Source organism: Nocardiopsis deserti (assembly GCF_008638355.1).
Taxonomy (GTDB): domain Bacteria; phylum Actinomycetota; class Actinomycetes; order Streptosporangiales; family Streptosporangiaceae; genus Nocardiopsis; species Nocardiopsis alborubida.
Window position 1 is genome coordinate 103,701 of the sequence record NZ_VWVS01000021.1, and the last position, 22,106, is coordinate 125,806.

Annotated in this window: 21 protein-coding genes; 7 read left to right on the forward strand and 14 right to left on the reverse strand. The window is 74.3% G+C overall.

Annotated elements, in window-relative coordinates; translation table 11 throughout:
* Positions 1-266 precede the first annotated feature (266 nt).
* The 10 genes from FYW99_RS26260 to FYW99_RS26305 all read right to left on the reverse strand — a co-directional run bounded on the left by FYW99_RS26260 (position 267) and on the right by FYW99_RS26305 (position 11,137).
* Positions 267-1,349: a glycosyltransferase family 4 protein gene (locus tag FYW99_RS26260; RefSeq protein WP_150254707.1), complete on the reverse strand. Its 1,083-nt coding sequence runs from the start codon at positions 1,347-1,349 to the stop codon at positions 267-269.
* Positions 1,346-2,968, reverse strand: coding sequence for a murein biosynthesis integral membrane protein MurJ (gene murJ, locus FYW99_RS26265; protein WP_150254708.1), 1,623 nt, complete (start codon positions 2,966-2,968; stop codon positions 1,346-1,348). The genes FYW99_RS26260 and murJ overlap by 4 nt, the downstream gene beginning before the upstream one ends.
* Before the next feature lie 10 nt (positions 2,969-2,978).
* On the reverse strand, positions 2,979-3,752 hold the full coding sequence (locus tag FYW99_RS26270; RefSeq protein WP_394350379.1) for a hypothetical protein: 774 nt from the start codon (positions 3,750-3,752) through the stop codon (positions 2,979-2,981).
* A gap of 281 nt (positions 3,753-4,033) precedes the next feature.
* Complete coding sequence (locus FYW99_RS26275) at positions 4,034-5,146, reverse strand: copper transporter (protein ID WP_150254709.1); 1,113 nt, start codon at positions 5,144-5,146, stop codon at positions 4,034-4,036.
* On the reverse strand, positions 5,143-6,315 hold the full coding sequence (steA, locus tag FYW99_RS26280; RefSeq protein WP_150254728.1) for a putative cytokinetic ring protein SteA: 1,173 nt from the start codon (positions 6,313-6,315) through the stop codon (positions 5,143-5,145). The genes FYW99_RS26275 and steA overlap by 4 nt, the downstream gene beginning before the upstream one ends.
* 211 nt (positions 6,316-6,526) lie before the next feature.
* Positions 6,527-8,236 carry a DNA repair protein RecN gene (recN, locus tag FYW99_RS26285; RefSeq protein WP_150254710.1) on the reverse strand — a complete coding sequence of 570 codons (1,710 nt, stop codon included), beginning with the start codon at positions 8,234-8,236 and terminating at the stop codon, positions 6,527-6,529.
* A gap of 69 nt (positions 8,237-8,305) precedes the next feature.
* Positions 8,306-9,232: an NAD kinase gene (locus FYW99_RS26290; RefSeq protein WP_061080328.1), complete on the reverse strand. Its 927-nt coding sequence runs from the start codon at positions 9,230-9,232 to the stop codon at positions 8,306-8,308.
* Positions 9,233-9,344: 112 nt separating this feature from the next.
* A complete protein-coding gene (locus FYW99_RS26295) occupies positions 9,345-10,145 on the reverse strand; it encodes a TlyA family RNA methyltransferase (RefSeq protein ID WP_150254711.1) in 801 nt (266 codons plus the stop codon).
* A 2-nt stretch (positions 10,146-10,147) separates the two neighbouring features.
* On the reverse strand, positions 10,148-10,345 hold the full coding sequence (locus tag FYW99_RS26300) for a hypothetical protein (protein ID WP_017567660.1): 198 nt from the start codon (positions 10,343-10,345) through the stop codon (positions 10,148-10,150).
* 30 nt (positions 10,346-10,375) lie between these two features.
* Positions 10,376-11,137, reverse strand: a complete 762-nt coding sequence (locus FYW99_RS26305; protein ID WP_150254712.1) for a coiled-coil domain-containing protein — start codon at positions 11,135-11,137, stop codon at positions 10,376-10,378.
* Between the two features lie 196 nt (positions 11,138-11,333).
* Here FYW99_RS26305 and FYW99_RS26310 point away from each other — a divergent pair, with 196 nt between their 5' ends.
* A complete protein-coding gene (locus FYW99_RS26310; RefSeq protein WP_150254713.1) occupies positions 11,334-11,684 on the forward strand; it encodes an SCP2 sterol-binding domain-containing protein in 351 nt (116 codons plus the stop codon).
* A 50-nt stretch (positions 11,685-11,734) separates the two neighbouring features.
* Entirely contained in the window at positions 11,735-13,012 is a 1,278-nt protein-coding gene (locus tag FYW99_RS26315) for a DUF1015 family protein (protein WP_150254714.1), read from the forward strand.
* Here the strand turns inward: FYW99_RS26315 and FYW99_RS26320 are convergent.
* Positions 12,993-14,507, reverse strand: coding sequence for a serine hydrolase domain-containing protein (locus FYW99_RS26320; RefSeq protein ID WP_223839586.1), 1,515 nt, complete (start codon positions 14,505-14,507; stop codon positions 12,993-12,995). The genes FYW99_RS26315 and FYW99_RS26320 overlap by 20 nt on opposite strands.
* Positions 14,508-14,703: 196 nt before the next feature.
* Between FYW99_RS26320 and FYW99_RS26325 the strand changes: the two genes are divergently transcribed.
* Together FYW99_RS26325 and FYW99_RS26330 are read left to right on the forward strand one after the other, a co-directional pair.
* The gene (locus FYW99_RS26325) at positions 14,704-15,510 is read left to right on the forward strand and encodes an AAC(3) family N-acetyltransferase (protein ID WP_150254716.1); all 807 of its coding nucleotides are present in this window, start codon (positions 14,704-14,706) and stop codon (positions 15,508-15,510) included.
* Between the two features lie 149 nt (positions 15,511-15,659).
* On the forward strand, positions 15,660-16,667 hold the full coding sequence (locus FYW99_RS26330) for an HAD-IIA family hydrolase (RefSeq protein WP_150254717.1): 1,008 nt from the start codon (positions 15,660-15,662) through the stop codon (positions 16,665-16,667).
* A gap of 17 nt (positions 16,668-16,684) precedes the next feature.
* Here FYW99_RS26330 and FYW99_RS26335 read toward each other — a convergent pair whose 3' ends face one another.
* Complete coding sequence (locus FYW99_RS26335) at positions 16,685-17,113, reverse strand: single-stranded DNA-binding protein (RefSeq protein WP_150254718.1); 429 nt, start codon at positions 17,111-17,113, stop codon at positions 16,685-16,687.
* A gap of 324 nt (positions 17,114-17,437) precedes the next feature.
* On the opposite strand from FYW99_RS26335, the gene FYW99_RS26340 reads away from it, so the two are divergent.
* Positions 17,438-18,442 (forward strand): MBL fold metallo-hydrolase, encoded by a 1,005-nt coding sequence (locus FYW99_RS26340; RefSeq protein ID WP_190394818.1) that lies wholly within the window; start codon positions 17,438-17,440, stop codon positions 18,440-18,442.
* A 166-nt stretch (positions 18,443-18,608) separates the two neighbouring features.
* Positions 18,609-19,544 carry a GNAT family N-acetyltransferase gene (locus FYW99_RS26345; RefSeq protein ID WP_150254720.1) on the forward strand — a complete coding sequence of 312 codons (936 nt, stop codon included), beginning with the start codon at positions 18,609-18,611 and terminating at the stop codon, positions 19,542-19,544.
* On the opposite strand, the gene FYW99_RS26350 is transcribed toward FYW99_RS26345, so the two are convergent.
* Positions 19,534-19,956 (reverse strand): NUDIX domain-containing protein, encoded by a 423-nt coding sequence (locus tag FYW99_RS26350; protein WP_150254721.1) that lies wholly within the window; start codon positions 19,954-19,956, stop codon positions 19,534-19,536. The genes FYW99_RS26345 and FYW99_RS26350 overlap by 11 nt on opposite strands.
* 65 nt (positions 19,957-20,021) lie before the next feature.
* Entirely contained in the window at positions 20,022-20,705 is a 684-nt protein-coding gene (locus FYW99_RS26355; RefSeq protein ID WP_190394816.1) for a tetratricopeptide repeat protein, read from the reverse strand.
* Between FYW99_RS26355 and FYW99_RS31980 the strand changes: the two genes are divergently transcribed.
* The gene (locus tag FYW99_RS31980; protein WP_190394817.1) at positions 20,667-21,734 is read left to right on the forward strand and encodes a hypothetical protein; all 1,068 of its coding nucleotides are present in this window, start codon (positions 20,667-20,669) and stop codon (positions 21,732-21,734) included. The two genes, FYW99_RS26355 and FYW99_RS31980, sit on opposite strands and share 39 nt — an antisense overlap.
* Positions 21,735-22,106: the final 372 nt, after the last annotated feature.

Sequence of the window (22,106 nt, forward strand, 5' to 3'; positions counted from 1 at the left end):
TCTCCCGCTCGCAGCACTGCGCTGCGAACCGGCGGCACCGGGAGGACGACTTTGTCCGCCGTGATGACGACACCGCCGCGACAGGGATACTCCCCTCACGTGTCAGGCCAGGATACCGGTACCGCACTGTGGGCGGCACACACCGGACCGTAGTCCAGGATGACATCTTCACCCCCGCGAGGTGAAGTCCCGGCGGGGGTGGTATCAAGCGCACTCCGGGGACAGGTCCACCGAACCCCGGGGCCATCCCTTCCCCGCGCCCCACGTCACCGCCGCAGCACCACCTTGTACACGCCCGCGGCGGCCTCCACCGCGTCCTCCTCGCTCGGCAGCGCCTTGGCCGCCTCGCGCGAGCGCGCCCGCAGGTCCTCGGCCAGCGCCGGGTCGTCGAGCACCCGGCCCACGGCTGCGGCGAACGCCGCCGGATCCCCCGGCGGCACCATCAGCACCGTCCCCGAGTACAGGTCCGGGATGCCGCCGACCCGGGTGGAGACCACCGGCAGCCCGGCGCGCAGCGCCTCCATGATCACCAGCGAGGGCCCCTCCCACTGGCTGGTCAGGCAGAACACGTCCGCCGCCGCCAGCAGGTCGGCCACGTCCGCGCGGTGCCCCAGCATGCGCACGTCCGCGCGCATCTCCGCGGCCGTGTCGTGCAGCTCCCCCCACAGGGGCCCGTCCCCGGCGATCGCCACCACCGGTTCGGGCCGGCGGTCGGCGATGGCCGGCGCCGCCGCCAGGAGCATGTCCAGCCCCTTCTGCTCGGCCAGGCGGGCGACGGTCAGCAGCAGCGGCCGCTCGGGCCGCACCGCCAGGTCCGCGCGGGTGGCCTCGCGCCCGTTCACCGGCGCACCGGTCTCGGGAGCGGCCACCACCGCCAGCCGCGCGTCGCGCGCACCGACCGAGCGCAGCCTGCGCACCAGGTCGCCCGACACCCCCAGCACCACGTCCGCGCGGTGCGCCACGATCCGCTCCAGCACCGGGTAGGCCGCCGACAGCGCCCCCCGCACCAGCGGCGGCGCGTTGTGCGCGGTCACCACCAGCGGCGAGGCGCCGGCCAGCGCGCACAGGGCCCCGGCCCGCAGCCCGTGCGCGTGGACCACGTCCGCGCCCCGGGTCAGGGCGCGCAGGCGCAGCACGGCGCCGGGATCGCCCGCGGAGGGCGCCGCACCGATGCCGACCGGGGAGAAGCGCATGCCCTCCGAGGTGAAGCCGAACTCGCGCTCGGCGGAGGCCGGTCCCAGCACCGCCACCCGGTGGCCGCGCGCGACCAGACCCGCTCCCAGCGAGCGCACGTGGCGGCCCACCCCTCCACTGCTGGTACCGATGACCAGCGCGATCCTGGCGTTCAACGCCTCCCCCTCCTGCGTTCGAGTACGGTCCTGACCCGGCCGGCGACGGCACGCACCGCCGGACGGTCCACCACCGCCGCGACGGCCGCGTAGGCGGCCGACGCCGCCGTCGCCGACACCGCGGCCACCGCCACCGTCTGCCACACGCCGTCCGCGGGCAGGGAAGCGGCCACCGCGCGCCCCGCGCTCCACCCGACCACACCGCCCAGCGCCGCGGCCAGTACCGAGCGCGCCACACCCCCCAGGGCCCCGCGCCCGTGCGTGCGCGCCACCCCCGCGCACAGCAGGGCCGCGGCCAGGGACAGGCCGACCGTGCTGGCCGCGCCCAGCCCGGCGATGGACCAGCCCTGCGGCAACACCCACACCAACACCACAGCACACAACATCACCACCAGCCACCCCACCACCTGGGCCGTGGCGGCCAGACGGCCGTGGTGCGAGGCGTACAGGGCCCGGCTGAGCAGGGCGACCAGCCCGAAGCCCACCACCCCGGGAGCGTAGGCGAGCAGGGCGCGCTCCAGGGTCAGCGGGTCGTGCTGGGCGAAGACCAGGGCCACCGGGGCCGCGGCGGCGGCCAGGGCGGTACCCACCCCCGCGGTGGCCACCACGCAGGCGCGGGCGCCGCCCGACACCAGGGAGGCGAACCCCCGTCGGTCGTGTTCGGCGTGCGCGACCGCCAGGGCGGTGAACGCGCTGGTGGCGATGGGCACCGCGATCACCCCGTAGGGCAGGGTGAACAGGGCCCAGGCGTAGGTGTGCAGCACGGCCGCTCCCGCGCCGCCGCCCCGGTTGGCCAGGGCCACGAACAGCAGCAGGCACAGCTGCATGGCCGCCAGCGGCAGCAGGGAGGCCAGCGCCAGGGAGCGCACGCGACCGCCCACCCCGGGAGGGAAGGTCAGGCGCGGCCGGGGCCGCACCCGCAGCCGCCGGGCGGGTCCCACGACCGTGAGGAAGAGCGCGGCCGCCCCGGCGGTGGTGCCCAGGGACAGGGCGAGCTCGGCCGCCGGCGGCAGGCCCGCCACGTCCTGGCGGTGGTCGGCTCCCAGCGGGACGAAGGCCACGTAGGCGGCGATGACCACCAGGCTGGACACCAGCGGGGCCAGGGCCGGGGCCAGGAAGCGGCTGTGGGACTGCAGGACGCCGTAGAGCACCGAGGCCAGGCCGTAGAGGACGATCTGCGGGGCGAAGACCACGAGCATGCGGACGGCGAGCCCGAGCAGGGCGTCCCGGTCGCAGCCGGCGCCCGCGCCCAGCATGAGCGACATCACCGGCGGCGAGACCAGGGCGAGCAGCGCCGACAGGGGCACGGCCAGCAGCAGGACCCACGTGATGAGCGCCGAGGCGGTGTGGCGCACCTGTTCGTGGTCGCCGCGCCGGGCGGCGGCGGCCAGGACGGGGACGACCACCGCGGTGAGCGCCCCGCCGATGACCACCTCGAACAGGACGGCGGGCAACTGGTTGGCGGTGACGTAGGCGGTGCCCAGACAGGTGTCGCCGACGGTCTGGGAGAAGACCACGGTGCGCCCGAACCCCGCCAGCCTGGCCCCCACGGTGACCACCGCGATGAGCGCCGCCGCCGTACCTACTCCGCGCGTCACCCCCTGGATGGTACGGGACACCGTGGCCGTCTCACTCGTGCCTGCCCCAGCGGTCGAGGCGGCGCAGGGCCGGAACGCGGTCGATGACGCGGGAGAAGCTGACGCGCTCGCTGGCCAGGGTCAGGGCGGCGACCCCCGCGAGCAGCGCGGCGCGCACCGGGCGGGTCGCCCGGGCCGCGGCGGCCGCGCCCAGCGCGGCGCCCAGGGCGTTGGCCCCGGCGTCACCGAGCATGGAGCGCTCGGCGAGCTCGTCGGGCAGCAACACGGCCGAGGCCCCCACGACGGGGCCCAGCAGCGGCGCGGCCGGGGAGGCCAGGGCGGGGGCGGCGGCGATCAGCGCGACCTTGGCCGCGCGTCCGGGGCGCAGGTCGAACAGGTTGAGCAGGTTGGCGCTGGCGGCGATGAGCGCCCCGTCCAGCACGGTGTCCAGCGGGGAGCGGCGCAGCAGGCGGGCGGCGGCGACCCCGGTGGCCCCGATGCCCGCCATCTTGACCATGCCGGTGGTGACCCGGCCGCGCGCCAGGGCGCCCAGGTGCCCGCGCAGGCCGCGGGCCCGGGACGAGCCCGCCAGGTCGTCGTAGACGCCGAAGGCGGCGGCGCCCGCCGCGGCCAGCGCGGAGGCGGCGCGCACACGCGGTCCGGGTCCGGGCACGAGCAGGATGGCCGCGCACACGCCGCAGGCCAGGGCGGGACCCTGGCGCAGGGTGACGCGGCGGCCGCGGAAGTTGGTGCGCAGCCAGACGTCCGGCGCTTCGGGTGTGCCGGGCGAGCCCGGTGCGCCCGATGTACGCGGTGCATCGGACACGACCGACGCAGCAGGTGCACCGGCGGTGACCACGGTGCGCGACGCCCCTGCAGTGACTGGTGCCGCGGAGATGTCAGACGAACTCGGCGTGCCGCGTGCGTCGGGCGTGCCGGGGCCGGCGGCACGGACGGCTCCGGGCCGGGCGAAACGGCCGCGGGTGAGCAGGGAGTAGGCGGTGGAGGCCGCGGCGGCTCCGAGCAGGGCACCGGTCAGGCCCTGGGCCAAAAACTGCGCGGCGGCGGATCCGGGACCCGGGAGGGGGACGGGGGTGGTCACCGGTGTCACTCCCCGTCCCGCGCCGCGCGGCGGGCCTCGCCGGTACCGCCGCCCTCCCCACCGCTCCCGGTGGGCTCCGGCGAGGAGTCCGCGGACTCCTCGGAGGTCTCGCGCGGCTCGGGCAGCGGGTCGGGGAGGAAGCCTCCCGCCCCCTCGCCGATGCCGTACGCTCCCCCGGCCTCCTCCAGGTTCTCCGCCAGGGCCAGGACCGTGATGACCTCGCCCATCGGGCGGCTGGCCACGTCCACGGTGGCGAAGGCCGCCTCCGCGGCACGCGCCTGCGCGAGCATCCCCTCGCCCCGGGCGGAGGGCCCGTCACCGGCCACCACGGTGGCGCCGACCTCCTGGTGCAGGGCCGTGGTGATCGTGTTCAGCACCGCGTTGGCCGTCTGCGGATCCTGGCCCTCGGGCGAGGAGCCGCCCGCGGGCGCGAGGACGACCACGGCGTCGGAGGACTCGGCGGGGTCCCCCTCGACCGTGATCAGCCCACCCTCGGTGAAGGCCTCCAGGACGGCCGACGGGTCGTAGCCTCCGTCGCCGCCCTCCTCCTGCGCGGACGGGTCGTCGGACGGGGACGCCTCCTCCCCGTCACCGGAGCCCCCATCTTCGGAGGGCTCCTCCTCCGCTGCGGCCAGGGCACGGCCGATCTCGGCGCCCGCCTTCTCGTGGGGGCTGCCGGACAGGTCCTGGGGGTCCCGGGTGATCTGCAGGGCCAGCTCGTCGACGAACGTGGCGTTGCCGGCGTCCAGGAACGCGTCGGTGACCTGCACCCGGCCGACGACCTCACCACCCGCCTGCTCCACGCGCCCGGCCAGGGCGTCGGCCGTCTCGGTGTCGGCTCCGGGGGCGGTCACGACCACCACGCCCAGGTCGGTGAGCAGACCGGCGAGCGTGTCGTCGGACACGGCCTCGGCCATCCGGTCGGCCCCGGCGTTGACCTGGTCGGCGGCGTCGCGCTCGGCGCGCAGGTCCTCGCTCTGGCTGCGCAGGTCGGCGGTCTCGGACTGGAGCGTGTTGAGCAGCGGGTCCTGGAGCATGGTGGTCCCCAGGACGAGCCCCACCGTGAGCGCGAGGAACACCGCGACGATGGACACCAGGTGGTAGCGGAAATCGATCACGTCAACAGCCCTGTCAACCAGTAGGAGAACGCGTCCCAGCGCGCCGCGAGGAAGGTGAGGTAGACCTGGCCCGCCGGTGAGCTGTAGGCGGCGACCACGATGGTGAGCAGACAGGCCGCGACCAGCCCGAGCAGGGCCCAGGGGGAGATGCGCGAGCGGTACAGGCGGCTGACGCCCTTGGCGTCGACGAGCTTGCCGCCCACCCGCAACCGGGTCAGGAAGGTGCTGGCCATCCCCGCCCGGCCCTTGTCGAGGAACTCCTCCAGGGTGGCGTGGGTGCCCACCGCCACGATGAGCGCGGCGCCCGCGCCGTCGGCGAGCATCATCGCCACGTCCTCGCTGGTGCCCGTGGCGGGGAAGACCACCGCGCCGTGCCCCAGGTCGGTGAGCCGGGGCAGGCCCGGGGCCCTGCCGTCCCGGTAGGCGTGCACGACCAGCTCGGCCCCGCTGGCCAGCGCCCGGTCCGAGACCGAGTCGAAGTCGCCGACGATGATGTCGGGCCGGTACCCGGCCTCCATGACCGCGTCCGCCCCGCCGTCCACGGCGATGATGACCGGGCGGAACTCGCGGATGTAGGGCCGCAGCGCCGCGATGTCCTCCCGGTAGTGGTAGCCGCGGACCACGATGAGGACGTGGCGGCCCTCGATGTCGGTCTCGATGGCGGGGATGCCGATGCCGTCCAGGAGCAGGTCGCGCTCGTGCTGGAGGTAGGCCATGGTGTTGGCCGCGAAGGCCTCCAACTGCGTGGCCAGCCCCGCCCGGGCCTCCTCCATCGCCGCGCTGACGGTCCCCGAGTCCTGGAGGGTGCCGCGCGCGACGACCTCGTCGCCGCGGTACAGGGTGGCGCCCTCCAGGCGGAGCCGCTCACCGTCGCGGACGCGGGTGAACACCTCGGGATCGACGTCGTCGACCAGGGGGATTCCCGCCTCCACGATCATCTCCGGCCCCTGGTTGGGGTAGCGGCCGCTGATGCTCGTGGCGACGTTGAGGACCGCCGACACACCGCAGCCCACCAGGGCCTCGGCGCTGACGCGGTCCAGGTCGACGTGGTCGACGACCGCGATGTCGCCCGGTCGCAGACGTTTGGTCAGGTTCTTGGTGCGCCGGTCCGAGCGGACGGGCGCGATCAGCCCTGTGGGAGCGTCCGCCCGGGTGCGGCGGAACCGCATGACTGTGGCGCTGAGCGCATCCGATACCTTCATCGCTGGCATACTGTCAGAACTCACCTACGGAGAGTAATCACAGCTGTGAGATCGGCGTGTTCTGGTCGAGACCGCCGACCTCATCCGGTTCCGGGACGACAACGGCGACCTGCCCGCCCACTACCCCGAAACGCCAGAAGGTCACACATCCGTTCCGAACGTGTACACAACGCCCAAGTCAGGCGGCCGGATAGGCGCGCTCCGGGTCGGCGTTGGTGAGCAGCTCCTCGGCGTGGGCACGTCCCAGCTCGGAGTCCTCCAGACCCGCGAGCATCCGCGACAGCTCCCGGACCCGGCCCCCGCGGTCCAACCGCACCACACCGCTCTCGGTGACCAGGCCCTCGGTGGACTTCTCCACCACCAGATGGGCGTCGGCGAACGCCGCGACCTGCGGCAGGTGCGTGACGACGATGACCTGGGCGCGCCGGGCCAGCCGGGCCAGGCGACGGCCGATCTCCACCGCGGCCTTGCCACCCACGCCCGCGTCCACCTCGTCGAAGACGAACGTGGGCACCGGGTCGGCACCGGCGAAGACCACCTCGATGGCCAGCATCACGCGCGAGAGCTCACCGCCCGAGGCGCCCTTGTGCAGGGCCAGGGGCGGAGAGCTCGGATGCGGGGCCAGCAGGACCTCGACCTCGTCGCGGCCGTGCTGGCCGAACTCCTCGCCCGTGGTGATGCGCACGCTCACGCGGGCGTGCGGCATGGCCAGCGCGGTCAGCTCCTCGGTCACGGCCGCACCGAACCGGTCGGCGGCCTCGGTGCGCACGCGGGTCAGCTCCGCGGCGAAGAGGTCCATGCGCTCGTACAGCTCGTCGGCCTCGGCGCGCAGCGCGTCGATGCGCTCGTCGTCGCCCTCCAGGTCGGCCAGCCGCTTGGCCGCGTTCTCGGCCCAGGCCAGCACCTCGTCCGTGGTCGCGCCGTACTTGCGCGAGAGCGAGGTGAGCAGCGCCCGGCGCTCCTGCACCAGGGCCAGACGGGCGGGGTCGGCGTCCACCGACTCGGCGTAGGAGGCCAACTCGGTGGCGGCGTCGGTGAGGATGTAGGAGGCCTCGTCCAGGCGCTCGCCGATCGCGGCCAGTTCGGCGTCGTGCTCACGCACCGCCGTCACGGCCTGCCGGGCCGCCGAGAGCAGCGCGGCCACGTCCACCTCCACGTCGGAGGCCGGGTCCCCGGCCAGCGCCTCGTGGGCGGTGGTGGCCGCCACGCGCAGGCTGTCGGCGTGCGCCAGCCGCGTCTCCTCCGCGAGCAGCTCGGCGTCCTCACCGGGCTGGGGCTCGGCGGCGGCGATCTCCTCCGCGCCGAAGCGGAGCATGTCGGCCTCCTGGGCGCGCTCGCGCGCCCGCTCCACCAACTCCTCCAGCTCCGCCGACACCTCCCGGTGACGCCGGTAGGCCACGGTGTACTGCTTGAGCGCCTTGACCAGCGGCTCACCCGCGAAGCGGTCCAGGGAGGAGCGCTGACGGTCCGAGCGCAGCAGACGCTGCTGGTCGGACTGGCCGTGCACGGCGACCAGGTCGTCGGCGAGGTAGGCGAGCAGGCTCACCGGGGCGGACCGGCCGCCCATGGTGGCGCGCGAGCGGCCCTCGGCCGACACCGCGCGGGTGAGGATGAGGACGTCGTCGTCGATGTCGCCCCCCGCCTCCAGCACCCGGGAGGCCACCCGGCCCCCCGAGGGAACGGTCAGGCGCCCCTCCACCACGGCCCGGTCGGCGCCCGGGCGCACGCGCTGGGGGTCGGCCCGCCCGCCGAAGAGCAGTCCGAGCCCGGTGACGACCATGGTCTTTCCCGCGCCGGTCTCGCCGGTGACGACGGTCAGCCCCGGTGACAACTCCAAAACGGCGTCGTCAATGACTCCGAGTCCCTGGATACGGACTTCTTCGAGCACCGATCCCTCTCCTGTAGTTGACGCCACTGCCCACACGCGTGCACGACGCAGCCGGGCCGCGCGGCCCGGTCAGCGGCCGTGCTCGCCCCGGCCCCGCCATCCGGCGACCGACAATCCGAACTTGGCCACCAGCCGGTCGGTGAACGGCGCCCGATGCAGCCGGGCCAGCCGAACCGGCGTGTCGGCACGGGTGATCTCGATTCGTGCCCCTGCGGGCAATTCGACCATACGCCGTCCGTCACACCAGAGCACGCCCGGCGCCGTGGCCGGAACCACCTCCAGGGCCACGGTCGCGTTCGGCCCCACCACCAGGGGCCGCGCGAACAGGGCGTGCGCGCTGAGCGGCACGACCAGCAGGGCGTCCACGTCCGGCCACACCACCGGGCCGCCCGCGGAGAAGGCGTGCGCGGTGGACCCCGTGGGGGTGGCGCACACCACACCGTCGCAGGCCCAGCGCGAGAGCGGACGGTCGTCGATCTCCAGGACGGTCTCCAGGATGCGGCGCGCCTCGCCCTTCTCCAGGGTCGCGTCGTTGAGCGCCCAGTTGCGCACGGGCGGGCTCCCGTCCCCCCTGCCCCCGTTGAAGACCGCCACGTCCAGGGTCATGCGCTCCTCGACGTCGTAGTCGCGGTTGACGACACTGCGCACGGTCGCGCCCAGGTCCTCGCGCTCGGCCTCGGCCAGGAACCCGACGTGGCCCAGGTTGACCCCCAGCAGGGGCGCCCCGGCCGGGCGCGCGATCTCCGCGGCGCGCAGCAGGGTGCCGTCGCCGCCGAGCACCATGACCAGCTCGACGCCCTGGGCCGCCTCACCCGGCTCGACGACCTCGACCGGGGAGAGCACGCAGTCCTCCACGGCCAGTTCCTCGAGCTCGTTCTTGAGCATGCGCACGGTCAGCCCGGCCCGGCTCAGGCTCTCGTGGACCAGTTGGGCGCTGCGTACCGCGGCGGGCCGACCGGTATGGGCCAGCAGGAGAACACTGCGTCCGCTGGTCATCGCCGTCCCCTTACGTTCACTCCCCGGCGGGGAGTCTGAAGTGCTGGCCGGGGCGTTCTCCGACCCGGCCGGGTCACGTTACCGGACTCCTGAGACACGCTCGCCACGGCCGCTAACGCGGCCCCTCCTCCACGGCCCGGGCCAACGCGTCCGGGTCCAGGGGCGCGGCCCCCGCGCGCATCCACAGGAAGTACTCGACGTTGCCGGAGGGACCCGGCAGGGGGCTGGCCGTGACGCCGACGGTGCCCAGCCCCAGGGTGAGGGCGTGCGCGGCGACGTCGGAGACGGCCTCGGCACGCAGTTCGGGCTCACGGACCACTCCCCCGGCGCCGACCTTGTTCTTGCCGACCTCGAACTGGGGTTTGACCATGAGCACGAAGTCGGCGTCGGGAGCCACGCAGTCCCGGAGCGCCGCCAGGACCAGGCGCAGCGAGATGAACGACAGGTCGCCCACGACCAGGTCGGGGCGGGGCTCACCGATCTGCTCGGGCGTGAGCTCGCGGACGTTGACCCGCTCCATCACGCGCACGCGGTCGTTGCTGCGCAGCGCCCAGGCGAGCTGGCCGTAGCCGACGTCCACGGCGGTGACGTGGGCCGCCCCGCGGCGCAGCAGCACGTCGGTGAACCCGCCGGTGGAGGCGCCCGCGTCCAGGGCCCGCCGGTCGGTGACGTCGAACGCGAAGGCGTCGAGGGCGCCGATGAGCTTGTGTGCGCCGCGGGAGACGTAGGGGGGCTCGTCGGAGGGCGGACGGACCACGATGGGCTGGTCCTGGCCGACCTGGGTCGCGGCCTTGGAGGCCACGACCCCCGCGACCTTGACGAATCCGTCCTCGATGATCTCGGCTGCGTGTCCACGGGAGCGTGCGTGCCCGCGGCGGACCAGTTCCGCGTCGAGCCGGGTGCGTTTTGCCATGGTTACCGAGGATACCGGGGCTGCTCGGGGGCGCTGGCGCCCTGGTCGAGCGCGCCGAGCACCCCGGACAGCTCCTGGTGCAGGGTGTCGAAGACCGCGACGTGCTCGGCGGTGGGCAGGGTCTCCAGCGACTCCAGCCGCTCCCTGGTGCTGTGCAGAGTCTGTTCGGCCAGTGCCTGGGCCTGCTCGTTGGGGTCCATGCCTCTCCCGGTGTTCGCGCTGGTCCGACTCTACTTCTTCGTGGTGCCCCTGCTCTTGTTGGTGCGCTTGGCGGAGGTGCGCGCGCGGGCCGTCTTGGCCGCGGTACGGGGCTTCCTGGCCGCGGGCTCGCCGGTGTCCTGGGCGCCGCTCCCGGCGTCGGCCGCGGAACCGGTCCCGCCCTCGGGGGCGGAGTCGTCCGCGCCGTCGGCGACCGCGTCCCGCGTGTCCCGGACCTCGGTGTCCTTATCGGCCTCCCCGGCCTCGGCCCCCTCGCCCTCGGATCCGGCGGACCCGGCCTTCCCCGCCTCGGGGCCGCCCTCCGCGGGCCCAGCCGCGGGAGCGCCCTCGGATCCGGCGGACACGTCGGCTTCGGGGCCTTGGGCCGCCGCGGAGCGCACCGGCGAGGACGCGCCCGCGTCGACGGGGGCCAGGGCGTACTCGACCGCGTGGCGGGCGGCCAGGCGGCGTTCGAGCTCGGCGACCCGGCGCACCAGACGCTCGTGATCGGTGCGCGGAACGACGTCCATCCGCTCCAACTGGCGCCCGACCTCGGAGCGGACCAGGTCGGCGATGGCCGCACGGTTGGCCTGGCTGGTCTCGATGAGCTCCCCGGCCAGGTTCTGGATGCTCTGCCCCACCCGCGGCGGCAGGCTCTCCCCCTCCGCCGCGACCGGAGCGGCGGAGCCGTTGGCCCTGAGCAGGGCCTTGGCGGCGGCCACGGCCTGCTTGCGCGAGAGTTCGGTGAGGCCACTGGCGGCATCGAGGTAGGTGCGTACCGCGTCGACGACCATGATGACAAGTACTCCTTGATGGGACCGCGGAAGAGGAAGGGGGGCGCGGGCAGGGGAAGCCGCTGCGCGACGGGGGGCCGTGGCCAACGCTACCGGGACGGAACCGCCGTTGACACGCGAACTCCCAAGACCGCCCCATTCGTCCCGAAGGCACCACAAGGACGCGAACGCCCGACACCTGGGGCATGATGTGGCCATGAGCAGCATCGACACGTGCCTGGCCGGCATCGAGAAGGTGAACCAGCGCATCCTCGCCCAATCCGACGAGAAGCGCCGCAAGTACATCCGTGAGCGCTCCCTCAGCGTGGAGGTCCCCGACCTGGAGACCGTCTTCGACATGCGGCTCACCCTCGACGGCCTGGTCGGCGTCACCCACCGCCCCGCGGACCGGCCCGCACCCCGGGCACAGGTACGGATCACCGTGGGCAGCGACGACCTGGTGGCCCTGGCCGAGGACCGCCTGGACGCGGCCAAGGCCGTGTTCGGCCGCCGGGTGAAGGTCGACGCCAGCGTCGGCGACCTGCTGCGCGTACGAAAGCTCCTCTGACTCGACCGCGCGGCAACCGACCGGCGAACGGTGACGGGTACCGTGCTGGGATGCCACGCCAACCTCTCGAACTGGCGCCCTTCCGCGGCCTGCGCTACGCCGACCCGGACGCGGACCGCTTCATCGACGGGGAGTTCGACCTCGCGCGACTCCTGGCCCCTCCCTACGACATCCCCGACGCGGACGAGGCCCGTGAGCTGCAGCGCTCCGACCCGCACAACGCGGCGCGGGTCACCCTGCCCTTCGAACTGAGCCGGCAGAGCCCCGCCGGGACGGGGAAGGCCGTGCCGCGCCGCTACCGCACGGCCGCCGACCTGCTGCGCAGCTGGATCGACGACGGGGTGCTCGCGTTGGACACGCAACCGGCGCTGTACGTGTACGAGCAGGTCACGGCCGACGGGCGGCGCCAGCGCGGACTGGTGGGCAACCTGCGACTGCCCGAGGAGGGCGCCGAGGCCGCCGTACGCCCGCACGAGGACGTGGCCGACCCGCCGGTGCGCGACCGGTTCCACCTGATGGGCCTGGCCCGGGCCAACCTCGAACCGATCTTCCTGGTCTACCGGGGCGGCGACGGAGACGCGTCGGCCGCGACCGAGGCGGTCGCGGGCGCCCCGCTGACGCACGCGCGCACCCGCGACGGAGCCGAGCACCGGCTGTGGGCGGTCACCGACCCCACCGTACTGCGACGGATCAGCGCGGACCTGGCGGGCCGGTCCGCGCTGATCGCCGACGGGCACCACCGCTACGCCGCCTACCGGCGCCTGCGCGCCGCCCACGACGACCCGGGCTGGCGGCACGGACTGGCCCTGCTGGTGGACAGCGACGCCCACCCGCCCCGGCTGGGCGCCATCCACCGGGTGCTGCCCGGGCTGGACACCGACGCCGCGGTCGCGGCCGCCCGGACGGTGGCCTCGGTGGAACGGGTCACCGGCCCCTCCGAACACGCCCTCGACCGGGTGGAGGCGCCCGCCCTGCTGCTGGTCTCCGCCGAGGGCGACGCCCACCTGGTGCACGGCTTCGACGAACAGGAACTGGAGCGGGCCATGCCCGGCCGCTCCCCGCAGTGGCGGCACCTGTCCACGGCCGCCCTGCACGAGGTGCTGCTACCACTGTGGGAGACACCGGAGGAAGGGGTGCGGATGGTGCACGACGACGCGGCCGAGGCGATCGCGGCCGCCCGCGACGAGAAGGGCACGGCGGTCATCGTGCCCGCGCTGCGGGTGGAGCAGGTGTACGCGGTGGCCGACCGCGGGGAGCTGACCCCCCGCAAGTCCACCTCGTTCGGCCCCAAGCCGCGCACGGGTCTGGTCATGCGCCTCCTGGACTGAGGGAGCGGCCCCGGGCCGACCGCCGCGTCCCGGCCACGCGGAACGCCCGGACCGCGTACACCGCCGCGAAGGCGAGCGCAGCGGCCACCAGCAGGGCCAGGGCGGTGGGGGCCAGGTAGAACGTCTGCCCCCAGGTCATGTCACGCCCCTGGACCAGCAGCGCCGCCAACCGGTTCGGGAACACGGCCGCGACGATGACGGCCAGCCCCGGCAGCAGGCACACGACGCTGCGCCACCGGGGGCGCACGCGGGCGGCCTCCGCCCAGAGCCCGGCGCGCCGCACACCCCGCTGGGCGAGGTAACCGGTCAGCCCGACCAGGGCGACCAGGACCAGGTCGAGCGCCAACAGCACCGGAGCGGTCGGCGCGGCGGGCTCCCCGCCGTCGGCGAGGGCCACCAGCCCGTACAGCAGCGCGGAGGCGTCGGCGCTGCCCAGCCCGGTGTTGGCCATCACCGCGATCCCGTACCCGCTCTCGGGCAGCAGCGCCTGGTGGGCGGTGTAGGTGAACTGGATGCCCCCGTGCGAGACCATCCGCGTGCCCGCCGGGCTCTCCCCGGCGTTCCAGCCCAGCGCGGTGTCACCGCCCGCACCGCCGACCGGGGTGTGGGTGGCGGCGATCCCCTCCTCCGACAGGACGCGGGCACCGTCGGCTCCCCGTCCCCCGTTGTTCTGCGCGATCAGCCAGCGGGCCATGTCGTGCGCCGTGGTGACCATGCCGCCCGCGCCGTTGAAGTAGCTCTGCGGCTCGGGAACCGCGACGGCCGCGCCCAGGACGGCGATGTGCCCCCGGGCCACCCCCGCCGCGAAGACCTCCTCGGCGGTGTCGACGGTGACGGTGTCGTCCATGCCCAGCGGCGTGAACACGCGCTCGTCCATGTACTCGCCGAAGGTGCGGCCGCTGAGGACCTCCACCAGGCGTGCCGCGACGTGGTAGTTGGGGTTGTGGTAGTGCGACTCCGTGCCCGGATCGGCGACCATCCCGGAGTCGGCCATCCGGTCGAGCGCCCCCTCCAGGTCGTCGGCCGCGGGAGCGCTCTTCTCCCGGAAGGCGGTGTCGGACATCCCCGAGGTGTGGGTGAGCAGTTGGCGGACGGTGACGCGGTCGGCGCGCGGGTCGTCGAGGGTGAACCCCGGCAGGTGTCGCGCCAGACGGTCGTTGAGCGCGAGTCCGCCCTCCTCCACGAGCTGCATGACGGCGAGCGCGGTGAAGGCCTTGCTGACCGAGGCCACACCCATGGGGGTGACGGCCGTGAGCGCCCCGCCCCCGGAGTCGGTGCCGTAGCCCGCCGCGCGCACCACCTCGGTGCCCCGGGTCACGGCGACGGCGGCCCCCGGCAAGGGCGAGGCGTCCAGGTAGTCGGACACGTAGGCGTCCACGGCCTCGGGGGTCAGCGCGCCCGGGTCCGTGTCGGGGACCTCTGCCCGGACGGGGGCGGCGGTGAGCAGCAGGAGGGCGGCGGCCAGGCCCGCCGCCGCGATTCTGGTCAGGGACATGGGGACCATCGTGCTCGGCGCGGTCCACCCGAGGCCACGGTGCCGACCGTAAGCGCACCCTGGGGGTTTCCCCACCCCCACCCCCCGGTGCGCCTCCCCACGGACCCGGCCGCCCGATATCCACTGGCCCAGCACCGGCCGCCTGCTGTACCCATGGTGATCTGCTCCGTTCCCTTCCAGCCGAGGAGTCCCCAGCGTGCCCGCCGAAGCGAAGAACCCCGGCCGACCCCAGACCCGGGCCTCCCTGGCCCGCGACCTGACCGCGCTGGGGGTCGCGCCCGCCGACACCCTCCTCGTGCACACCTCCCTCAGCGCGCTGGGCTGGGTGTGCGGCGGTGAGCAGGCCCTCGTGCAGGCCCTCACGGACGCCGTCGGCTCCCGGGGAACACTCGTCGTGCCCACCCAGACCATGGACAACACCGACCCCGCGGGGTGGCGCGACCCGCCGGTCCCCGAGGACTGGTGGCCGGTCATCCGCGCGCAGGCTCCCGGGTTCGACCCGCGCCTGACACCGAGCAGGTACATGGGACGCGTCCCGGAGATGGTACGCACCTGGCCGGGAGCGGTCCGCAGCGCGAACCCGCAGACCTCCTTCGCCGCCCTGGGCCCCCGCGCCCGCGACCTCATGGGGCACCACCCGGTCGGCTGCCGCCTGGGCGAGGACTCCCCGCTCGCCGCCCTGGAGCGCGTCCGGGCCAAGGTCCTGCTGCTGGGCACGGGATTCGACTCCTGCACCGCCTTCCACCTGGCCGAGTACCGGATCCCCCGCCCCCGCACGGAGCGGTCCGGGTGCGCGGTCCTGACCCCGGACGGCGGCCGGGAGTGGGTGTCCTTCACCGACGTGCTCCTGGACGAGGAGGACTTCGCACGGCTGGGCGCCGACTTCGAAAGCACCGGGGCCGTGGCCTCGGGCGCGGTGGGCGAGGCCACCGCACGACTGTTCTCCCTTCCGGGGGCGGTGGCCTTCGCGTCCAGCTGGCTGACCGTGAACCGGGACAGGTGACCCCCTCCCCGGCGCGCCCGACAGCCGCCGCGGCGGCGGGTCAGCGACGCAGCGCACACCCCTGCCCCGGGCGTGCGGTCCCCGACGGCGGGGGCCGCGTCATAGCCTGGGAGGCGACCACCGCCATCGCACGAAACGGGTTCTCCGCCATGTCCCTGCGCGCCGCAGACCGTCCCCTGAACGAGATCCACGACGCGATGCTCCTGGACCTGGACGGGGTCGTCTACATCGGCCCGCGGGCCGTACCGGCGGCACCGGAGGCGGTGGGCAAGGCGCGGGCCGCAGGAGCGCGGGTGGCGTTCGTGACCAACAACGCCGGGCGCACCCCGGCGCGGATCGCCGAGCACCTGACCGAACTGGGTGTGGGCGCCGCCCCCGAGGACGTGGTGACCTCCGCCGAGGCGGCCGCCCGCCTGGTCGGCGAACACCACCCCGCGGGTTCGGACGTGCTGGTGGTGGGTGACACCGCGCTGCGCCAGGCGGTGCGCAGGATGGGACTGCGCCCGGTGTCGGTCGACAGCCCCTCGGTGGTGGCCGTGGTGCAGGGCTACTCCCGGCACATGACCCGCGACCTGCTCGACCAGGGCACGGTCGCGGTCCGGCGCGGCGCGTTCTACGTGGCCAGCAACAACGACGCCACCGCGCCCGGCGAGTGGGGTCTGACCCCCGGCAACGGGTCCTTCGTCCGGGTCATCGCCAACGCCACCGGGGTCGAACCGGTCGTCGCGGGGAAGCCGATGCGTCCGCTGCACGAGGAGGGCATCCTGCGCACCGGAGCGCGCAACCCGCTGATCGTGGGCGACCGGCTGGACACCGACATCGAGGGCGCGACCGCGCACGGCGCGGCCGGGATGCTGGTGCTGACGGGGGTGGCCACCCCGATGGACGCCCTCGCAGCACCAGAGCACCAGCGCCCCCGCTACCTGGCGTGGGACCTGTCGGGGATGAACCACACGCATCCGGCCGTCGTCCGCGAGGGCGACCGCACCCGCTGCGCGGGGTGGACGGTGACCGTCACCGGTGGCGCACCGCGCATCGAGGGGACCGGGGACCGGCTGGACGGGCTGCGCGCGCTGTGCACCGCGGTCTGGGCGGACCGGGCAGCGGACCCGTCCGGCCCGGCCGCACGCGAGGCGCTGTCCCGCCTGGGCTGGTGAGCCCGCGCGGCGGGGCCTCACCGCCGCACCGCCCCGGCCACTGGGCCGTCGGCCGCCCGGACCAGGGTCGCGGTCCTGGCCTCCACCTCGCACACGCTGCGCATGCCCTCCCGGCCCCGCCAGGTGCGGCGGCGCAGCTCCCCGGTCATCCGGACCACGCCGCCCAGCCGCCAGGCGCGGATGCCCTCGTGCAGGTCGCGGTCGAAGCTGGTGCAGGTGATCGAGTCGGACTGGCGTCCGCGGTAGCGGCTGTCGCGGGGGCGGGCCACACAGACCCGCCACGTGGCCAACCGGTCACCGCTGGGCAGTTCGCGGATGAGGGGGCGGGCGGTGATCCGCCCGGCCACGAGGATCTCGTTGCGGTGCTCGGACTCGTGCGGGTCCTGCCGCGGGGGCGGGATGTCGGGGGCGGTCCGGCTCGGGGCGACCGCGGACTCCTGCTGCATGTGGACGTCCTCCCATGAGTGAAGAGCGAGGAGACGGGCGCGACGCGGGGCGGGGGCGGGGCCGGAAACCGAGGGTCCGGCCATCCGCGTGCGGTGGGGGCGTGCGCTCCGTTACCAGGATCCCCCGGCGGGAGCCCGCGGAAAAGGCCCGGTGTGAAGCTGTGGACAACCAGCCCCGGCACCGGCCCCGCTCCGCGAACCCCCTCCGACGAGGACCGGGCCGCCCCCGCCCCGACCAGCCGTGACACCCTTGTCCTAGAGTCGGGTCCTGTCCGGTTCGGCCCCGCCGAACCCCACGACGACCGAGGAACAGGGGTGCTTGCAGTGCACGACGACGTGGACGTGAGCGGTCTGCCCGAGGGGATCACCCCGCTGGGCGACGACATCTTCGCCATCGACACGATGCTCGCCGGATACCCGGGGATCGTGTCGAGCTACCTCATCCGCTCCCGACGGCCCTGCATCGTCGAGGTCGGCACCGCCGGTTCCGCGCGGGTCCTGCACGAGGCCGTCACCCGCCTCGGGCTGGCGCCCGCGGACCTGGCCACCATCGTGGTCACCCACATCCACCTGGACCACGCGGGCGGCACCGGCGACATGGCCGCCCTGTTCCCCAACGCCGAGATCGTCGTACACGAGCGCGGAGCCCGCCACCTGGCCGACCCGAGCAGACTGATGCGCAGTGCCGAGATGGTGTGGGGGGACCGGCTGGACAGCCTGTTCGGGCGGATGAACCCCACCGAGGCGACCCGCATCCGGTCGGTGGCCCAGACCGGGGAGATCGACCTGGGCGGCGGGCGCCGACTGGTGACGCACTACGCCCCCGGCCATGCCAAGCACCACATGGGCCTGGTCGACACCCTCACCGGCGACCTGTACGTCGGCGACGCACTGGGCGTGTACAAGCCGCTCACCGGCGAGGTCAGCCCGGCCACGCCGCCGCCGGACTTCGACATGGAGGCGTGCCTGCGCACGCTGCGGCTGTTCGGGGACATCGACGCCCAGAGGCTCATGTTCTCCCACTTCGGCGCGGTCACCTCGGTCCCCGAGACCCTCGACCGGGCCGAGTCCGAGCTGCGGCTGTGGGTGGAGACGGTGCGCGAGTCCCACGGCAGCACCGGCGACCTGGACCACGCGATCGCCATGGTGCGGGACAAGGTCGTCTCACGCTACGCACCGATGCCGCCGGAGGCGCCCGCGGAGTCCGCAGCGATCCTGGACACCCTCAGCGGTGCGGAGGCCAACGTGTCCGGCATCGTGCACTGGCTGGACAGGCTCGCCCGTGAGCAGGCCGAGGCCCGAGCCGCGGAGGAGAAGAAGCGCTCCTGAGCACTCCCGGACGGCCCTCGCGGCCCCCTGCGCGGGAGCACTGACGTCCGCGCTCCCGCGCAGGGGTGCGGAGCGCGTCCCGGCGGTCGCGCCCGGCCGCCGGGTGCGACGGAGCCCGCGGAAAACTCGGGTGCGCGCGCCGGGCCCCGAGCCTAGTCTCACCCCCATGACGACTCAGATCCGCACCATGGAGCGGTCCGACATCCCCCGGCTCCTCCCCCTCCTGCGCACCGTCCACCCCTGCCGCGTGCTGACCGAGGACGCGATGCGCTGGCGGGTGGATAACCCCCCGCCCGGCAGCCGCGAGACCACCCTGCTCGCGGTGGAGGACGGGACCCCGGTGGGTTTCCTGCGCTCGGTACTGCGGTACGACGACGAGGGCCCCCGCGACGGCCGGTCCCTCCTCGCCACGGTCGCCGCCTCCCACCGGGACACGGACGTGGGCGCGCGCCTGCTGGAGGCCTCGGAGCACCACCTCGTCGAGGGCGGGGCCGAGGTGCTGCGGACCGAGGCCGCCGAGGAGGGCGTCCAGGTCGGAGGCGGGGCCTTCCGCCGGACGGTGCTGGAGCGGGGGTACAGCCCGGAGAACACCCACCGCATCCTGGGGCTGGACCTGGCCACGCTCCCCGACCCCCCGAGAGCGCCCGAGGGCGTCGAACTGCGGCCCTTCAGCGACTACGCCGACGACCCGCGCGAGATCTACGAGGTCGACAGGCTGACCAGCCTGGACGAGCCGGGCGCGGAGTCGTGGTTCCCCTCCTACGAGGGGTGGTACAAGGACATGTGGGAACACCCGCTCCGCGCACCGGACCTGTCCCTGTTGGCGCTGGTCGAGGGCGTACCGGCCGCCATCACCTGCTACGTCTGCGACGGGGAGAGCCGGATGGAGTCGTCCATGACCGGCACCCTGCGCGAGTTCCGGGGGCGCGGCCTGGCCGGGTACGCCAAGGCCGCGGCGCTGCACCGGGCCCGCGAGCGGGGCATGCGGTACGCCTACACCGGCAACCACGAGGACAGCGCGCCGATGCTGGCCGCGAACCGGCGACTCGGCTACGCCCCGGTCGGTTCGGAGACCGTCTACGTCAGGCGGCTCAGGGGGTAGCGGCCGGTTCCGGTGGCGCCCCGGGCAGCCCCAGCTCCCGGAGCAGGTGGGCGTAGAGGCCGTCCGCCCAGGAGAGCTCGCCGTCGGAGGGCAGGACGTCGAAGGCGCGCACCTCCACGGTCTCGAACTCCCCGGTCAGCGGGGCCAGCGCGGTCACCTGGGCGTGGGTGACCACCGTGACGTGTCCGCCGGAGAGCACGTAGTGGCCGACGGTCCGGATGTCGCCGAGGGTGGCACCGGCCTCCTCCCGGGCCTCGCGGCGCGCGGTGTCCTGGAGGGTCTCCCCCGGTTCGGCGTGCCCGCCGGGGAACTCCCAGGCCCGGTACCGGTTGCGTACGAGCAGGGGTCGGTCACCGGTGTAGGTCAGGCACACCACGGAGTCGTGGGCCTCGGGAAGGAGCCCCAGGCGCACGACGGCACCGCCGAGCGGAGCGTCTCCGCCCGGCGGTGCGGTACCGCCGGTTCCGTGGAGGGAACTCAGTCCCGGTCCTCGCGGCCGCGGTGCTGTTCGCCGCGGTCGCGGTCACGCGGGGACGCGCCCTCCCGCGGCTCCTCCACGGGCTCCTGCTCCTCGGCGTCGGTCCAGACGATGCCGTCCTCGGCGTCGTAGTCGACCAGTTCCATACCCTCCAGGGCGGCCAGCCGCTCGTCGGCGTCGGTGACCCCGTCACTGTCCACGGCCGAGGCGCGCGAGAAGTACTCGCGGGCGTCGTCCTCGCGGCCCAGTTCCTCCAGGACGTCGGCGTAGGCGTAGAAGAGGCGGGCGACCCACGGACGGGCACGCCGCTCCTTGAGCTCGGGAACCTGGAGCTCGGCCAGGGCGGCCTTGGTGTCGCCCATGTCCCGGCGGGCTCCGGAGGCGACAATGCGCAGTTCGATACGGTCGGCGACGTCCAGGTCCTTGGCGGCCGGGTCGTTGGTGATCTCCAGCGCCCGCTCGGGACGGCCCAGGCCGCGCTCGCTGTCGGCCATGAGGGCGAGGAAGTTGTCGCGTCCGCTCATCCGGCGGGCTGCGCGCAGGTCGGACAGGGCCTCCTGCCACTTGCCGACGGTGTAGGCGGCCACGCCGGAGGCCTCCCGGACGCCGGGAACGCGCGACGCCTTGCGACGCGCGTAGGCCGCGTGCGCGTAGGCCCGCTCGGGGTCCTCGTCCAGGAGCATGCCCGCGGCGACGATGTGCTTGCCGATCAGTTCGGCCAGCGACTTGGGCAGCGAGTGGAGGTCACGCCTGGTCTCGGGGTCCAGCTGGGAGTAGCTGACCTCCTCCGGGAGCTGGGGTGCGATGTCGGCCGGGTCGCGGTCCTCACGCGGCGCGCGGCGGTCGTCACGACGGTCGTCCCTGCGATCGTCCCGACCTCGGAAGCCTCCGCCGCCCCTGTTGTCGTCACGGCCGCGGAACCCTCCGCCACGGCGGTCGTCCCTACGTCCGCCGTCCCGGAAACCGCCGCCCCGTCGATCGTCACGGCGCTCTCCGCCGCGGAAGCCTCCGCGGTCGTCGCGGCGCTCTCCGCCGCGGAACCCGCCGCGGTCGTCACGACGGTCGTCCCTGCGGTCGTCACGGCCACGGAATCCACCGCGGTCGTCACGACGGTCATCCCGACGCTCCCCGCCACGGAAGCCTCCGCGGTCGCGGTCGTCACGGCTGCGGAATCCGCCGCGGTCGTCGCGGCGCTCTCCCCCACGGAAGCCGCCCCTGTCATCGCGACGGTCTCCAGCGCGGAAACCGCCACGGTCGTCACGACGGTCATCCCGACGCTCCCCGCCACGGAAGCCTCCGCGGTCGCGGTCGTCACGGCTGCGGAATCCGCCGCGGTCGTCGCGGCGCTCTCCGCTGCCTCCGCTGCCTCCGCTGCGAAAACCACCGCGGTCATCACGTCGTTCGTCACGACCCCGGAAACCGCCACCGCCGCGACGCTCGTCGCGACCCTGGTAGCCCCCGCGGTCACGGTCGTCACGGCGGTATCCTCCGCGCCGGTCGTCACGACCTCTGTCATCTCTGGAACCGCTGTAGCCGGACCGGGCGCGGGGTCCGTCACCGCGTCCCCGACCACCAGGTCCACCGGAGCGATAACCGCCGCGCTCGTTGGCTCCGGAGTCCTCGCGGTCTCCCGATCGGCTGTCCTCAGTCATCCAACCCGTCCGTCAACACTCAAAAGCGCTGCCACCTTGAGCAGTAGCAGCGCGTCATAGTACTCGTGCCTTCCAGCTTACGACATGGTGTCGCCGCTCATCACCAGAGCGCAGGTGCCCAAGGTCCTACTTTCCCGTCAGCGTCCGCGCACACCGGACCGGGGGTTTCGTGTCCGGTTGTCCACAGCACGCAGCACGCCCTGGCCCCGGCAGGCCCCCACACGGTTGACTGGAAACAGGGGGCCCACCCACACCCCCGCACCACCACACACCCGCGTTCACAAACGCACAAACACACCCACAAGAAAGAAGGGGCCGCCCCGTAAGACAACCCCTCCCCCCACAAAAAAAGCAGGGGACCGCCCACAGACGATCCCCCACCCTCACAAAAAACCGTGGCAGCGACCTACTCTCCCACCCCACCACAGGGCA

Excerpts from the sequence above, each read along its gene's own strand:
- FYW99_RS26305 (WP_150254712.1), bottom strand. The coding sequence starts at position 11,137 with ATGGTCGTCGACGCGGTACGCACCTACCTCGATGCCGCCAGTGGCCTC.
- steA (WP_150254728.1), bottom strand. The coding sequence starts at position 6,315 with ATGCGGTTCCGCCGCACCCGGGCGGACGCTCCCACAGGGCTGATCGCG.
- FYW99_RS26335 (WP_150254718.1), bottom strand. The coding sequence starts at position 17,113 with ATGCAGCAGGAGTCCGCGGTCGCCCCGAGCCGGACCGCCCCCGACATC.
- FYW99_RS26315 (WP_150254714.1), top strand. The coding sequence starts at position 11,735 with ATGCCACGCCAACCTCTCGAACTGGCGCCCTTCCGCGGCCTGCGCTAC.
- FYW99_RS26300 (WP_017567660.1), bottom strand. The coding sequence starts at position 10,345 with ATGGACCCCAACGAGCAGGCCCAGGCACTGGCCGAACAGACTCTGCAC.
- FYW99_RS26320 (WP_223839586.1), bottom strand. The coding sequence starts at position 14,507 with ATGTCCCTGACCAGAATCGCGGCGGCGGGCCTGGCCGCCGCCCTCCTG.
- FYW99_RS26355 (WP_190394816.1), bottom strand. The coding sequence starts at position 20,705 with ATGCTCCTGGACGAGGACCCCGAGCGGGCCTACGCGCACGCGGCCTAC.
- FYW99_RS26310 (WP_150254713.1), top strand. The coding sequence starts at position 11,334 with ATGAGCAGCATCGACACGTGCCTGGCCGGCATCGAGAAGGTGAACCAG.
- FYW99_RS26345 (WP_150254720.1), top strand. The coding sequence starts at position 18,609 with ATGACGACTCAGATCCGCACCATGGAGCGGTCCGACATCCCCCGGCTC.
- FYW99_RS26295 (WP_150254711.1), bottom strand. The coding sequence starts at position 10,145 with ATGGCAAAACGCACCCGGCTCGACGCGGAACTGGTCCGCCGCGGGCAC.
- FYW99_RS26330 (WP_150254717.1), top strand. The coding sequence starts at position 15,660 with ATGTCCCTGCGCGCCGCAGACCGTCCCCTGAACGAGATCCACGACGCG.
- FYW99_RS26290 (WP_061080328.1), bottom strand. The coding sequence starts at position 9,232 with ATGACCAGCGGACGCAGTGTTCTCCTGCTGGCCCATACCGGTCGGCCC.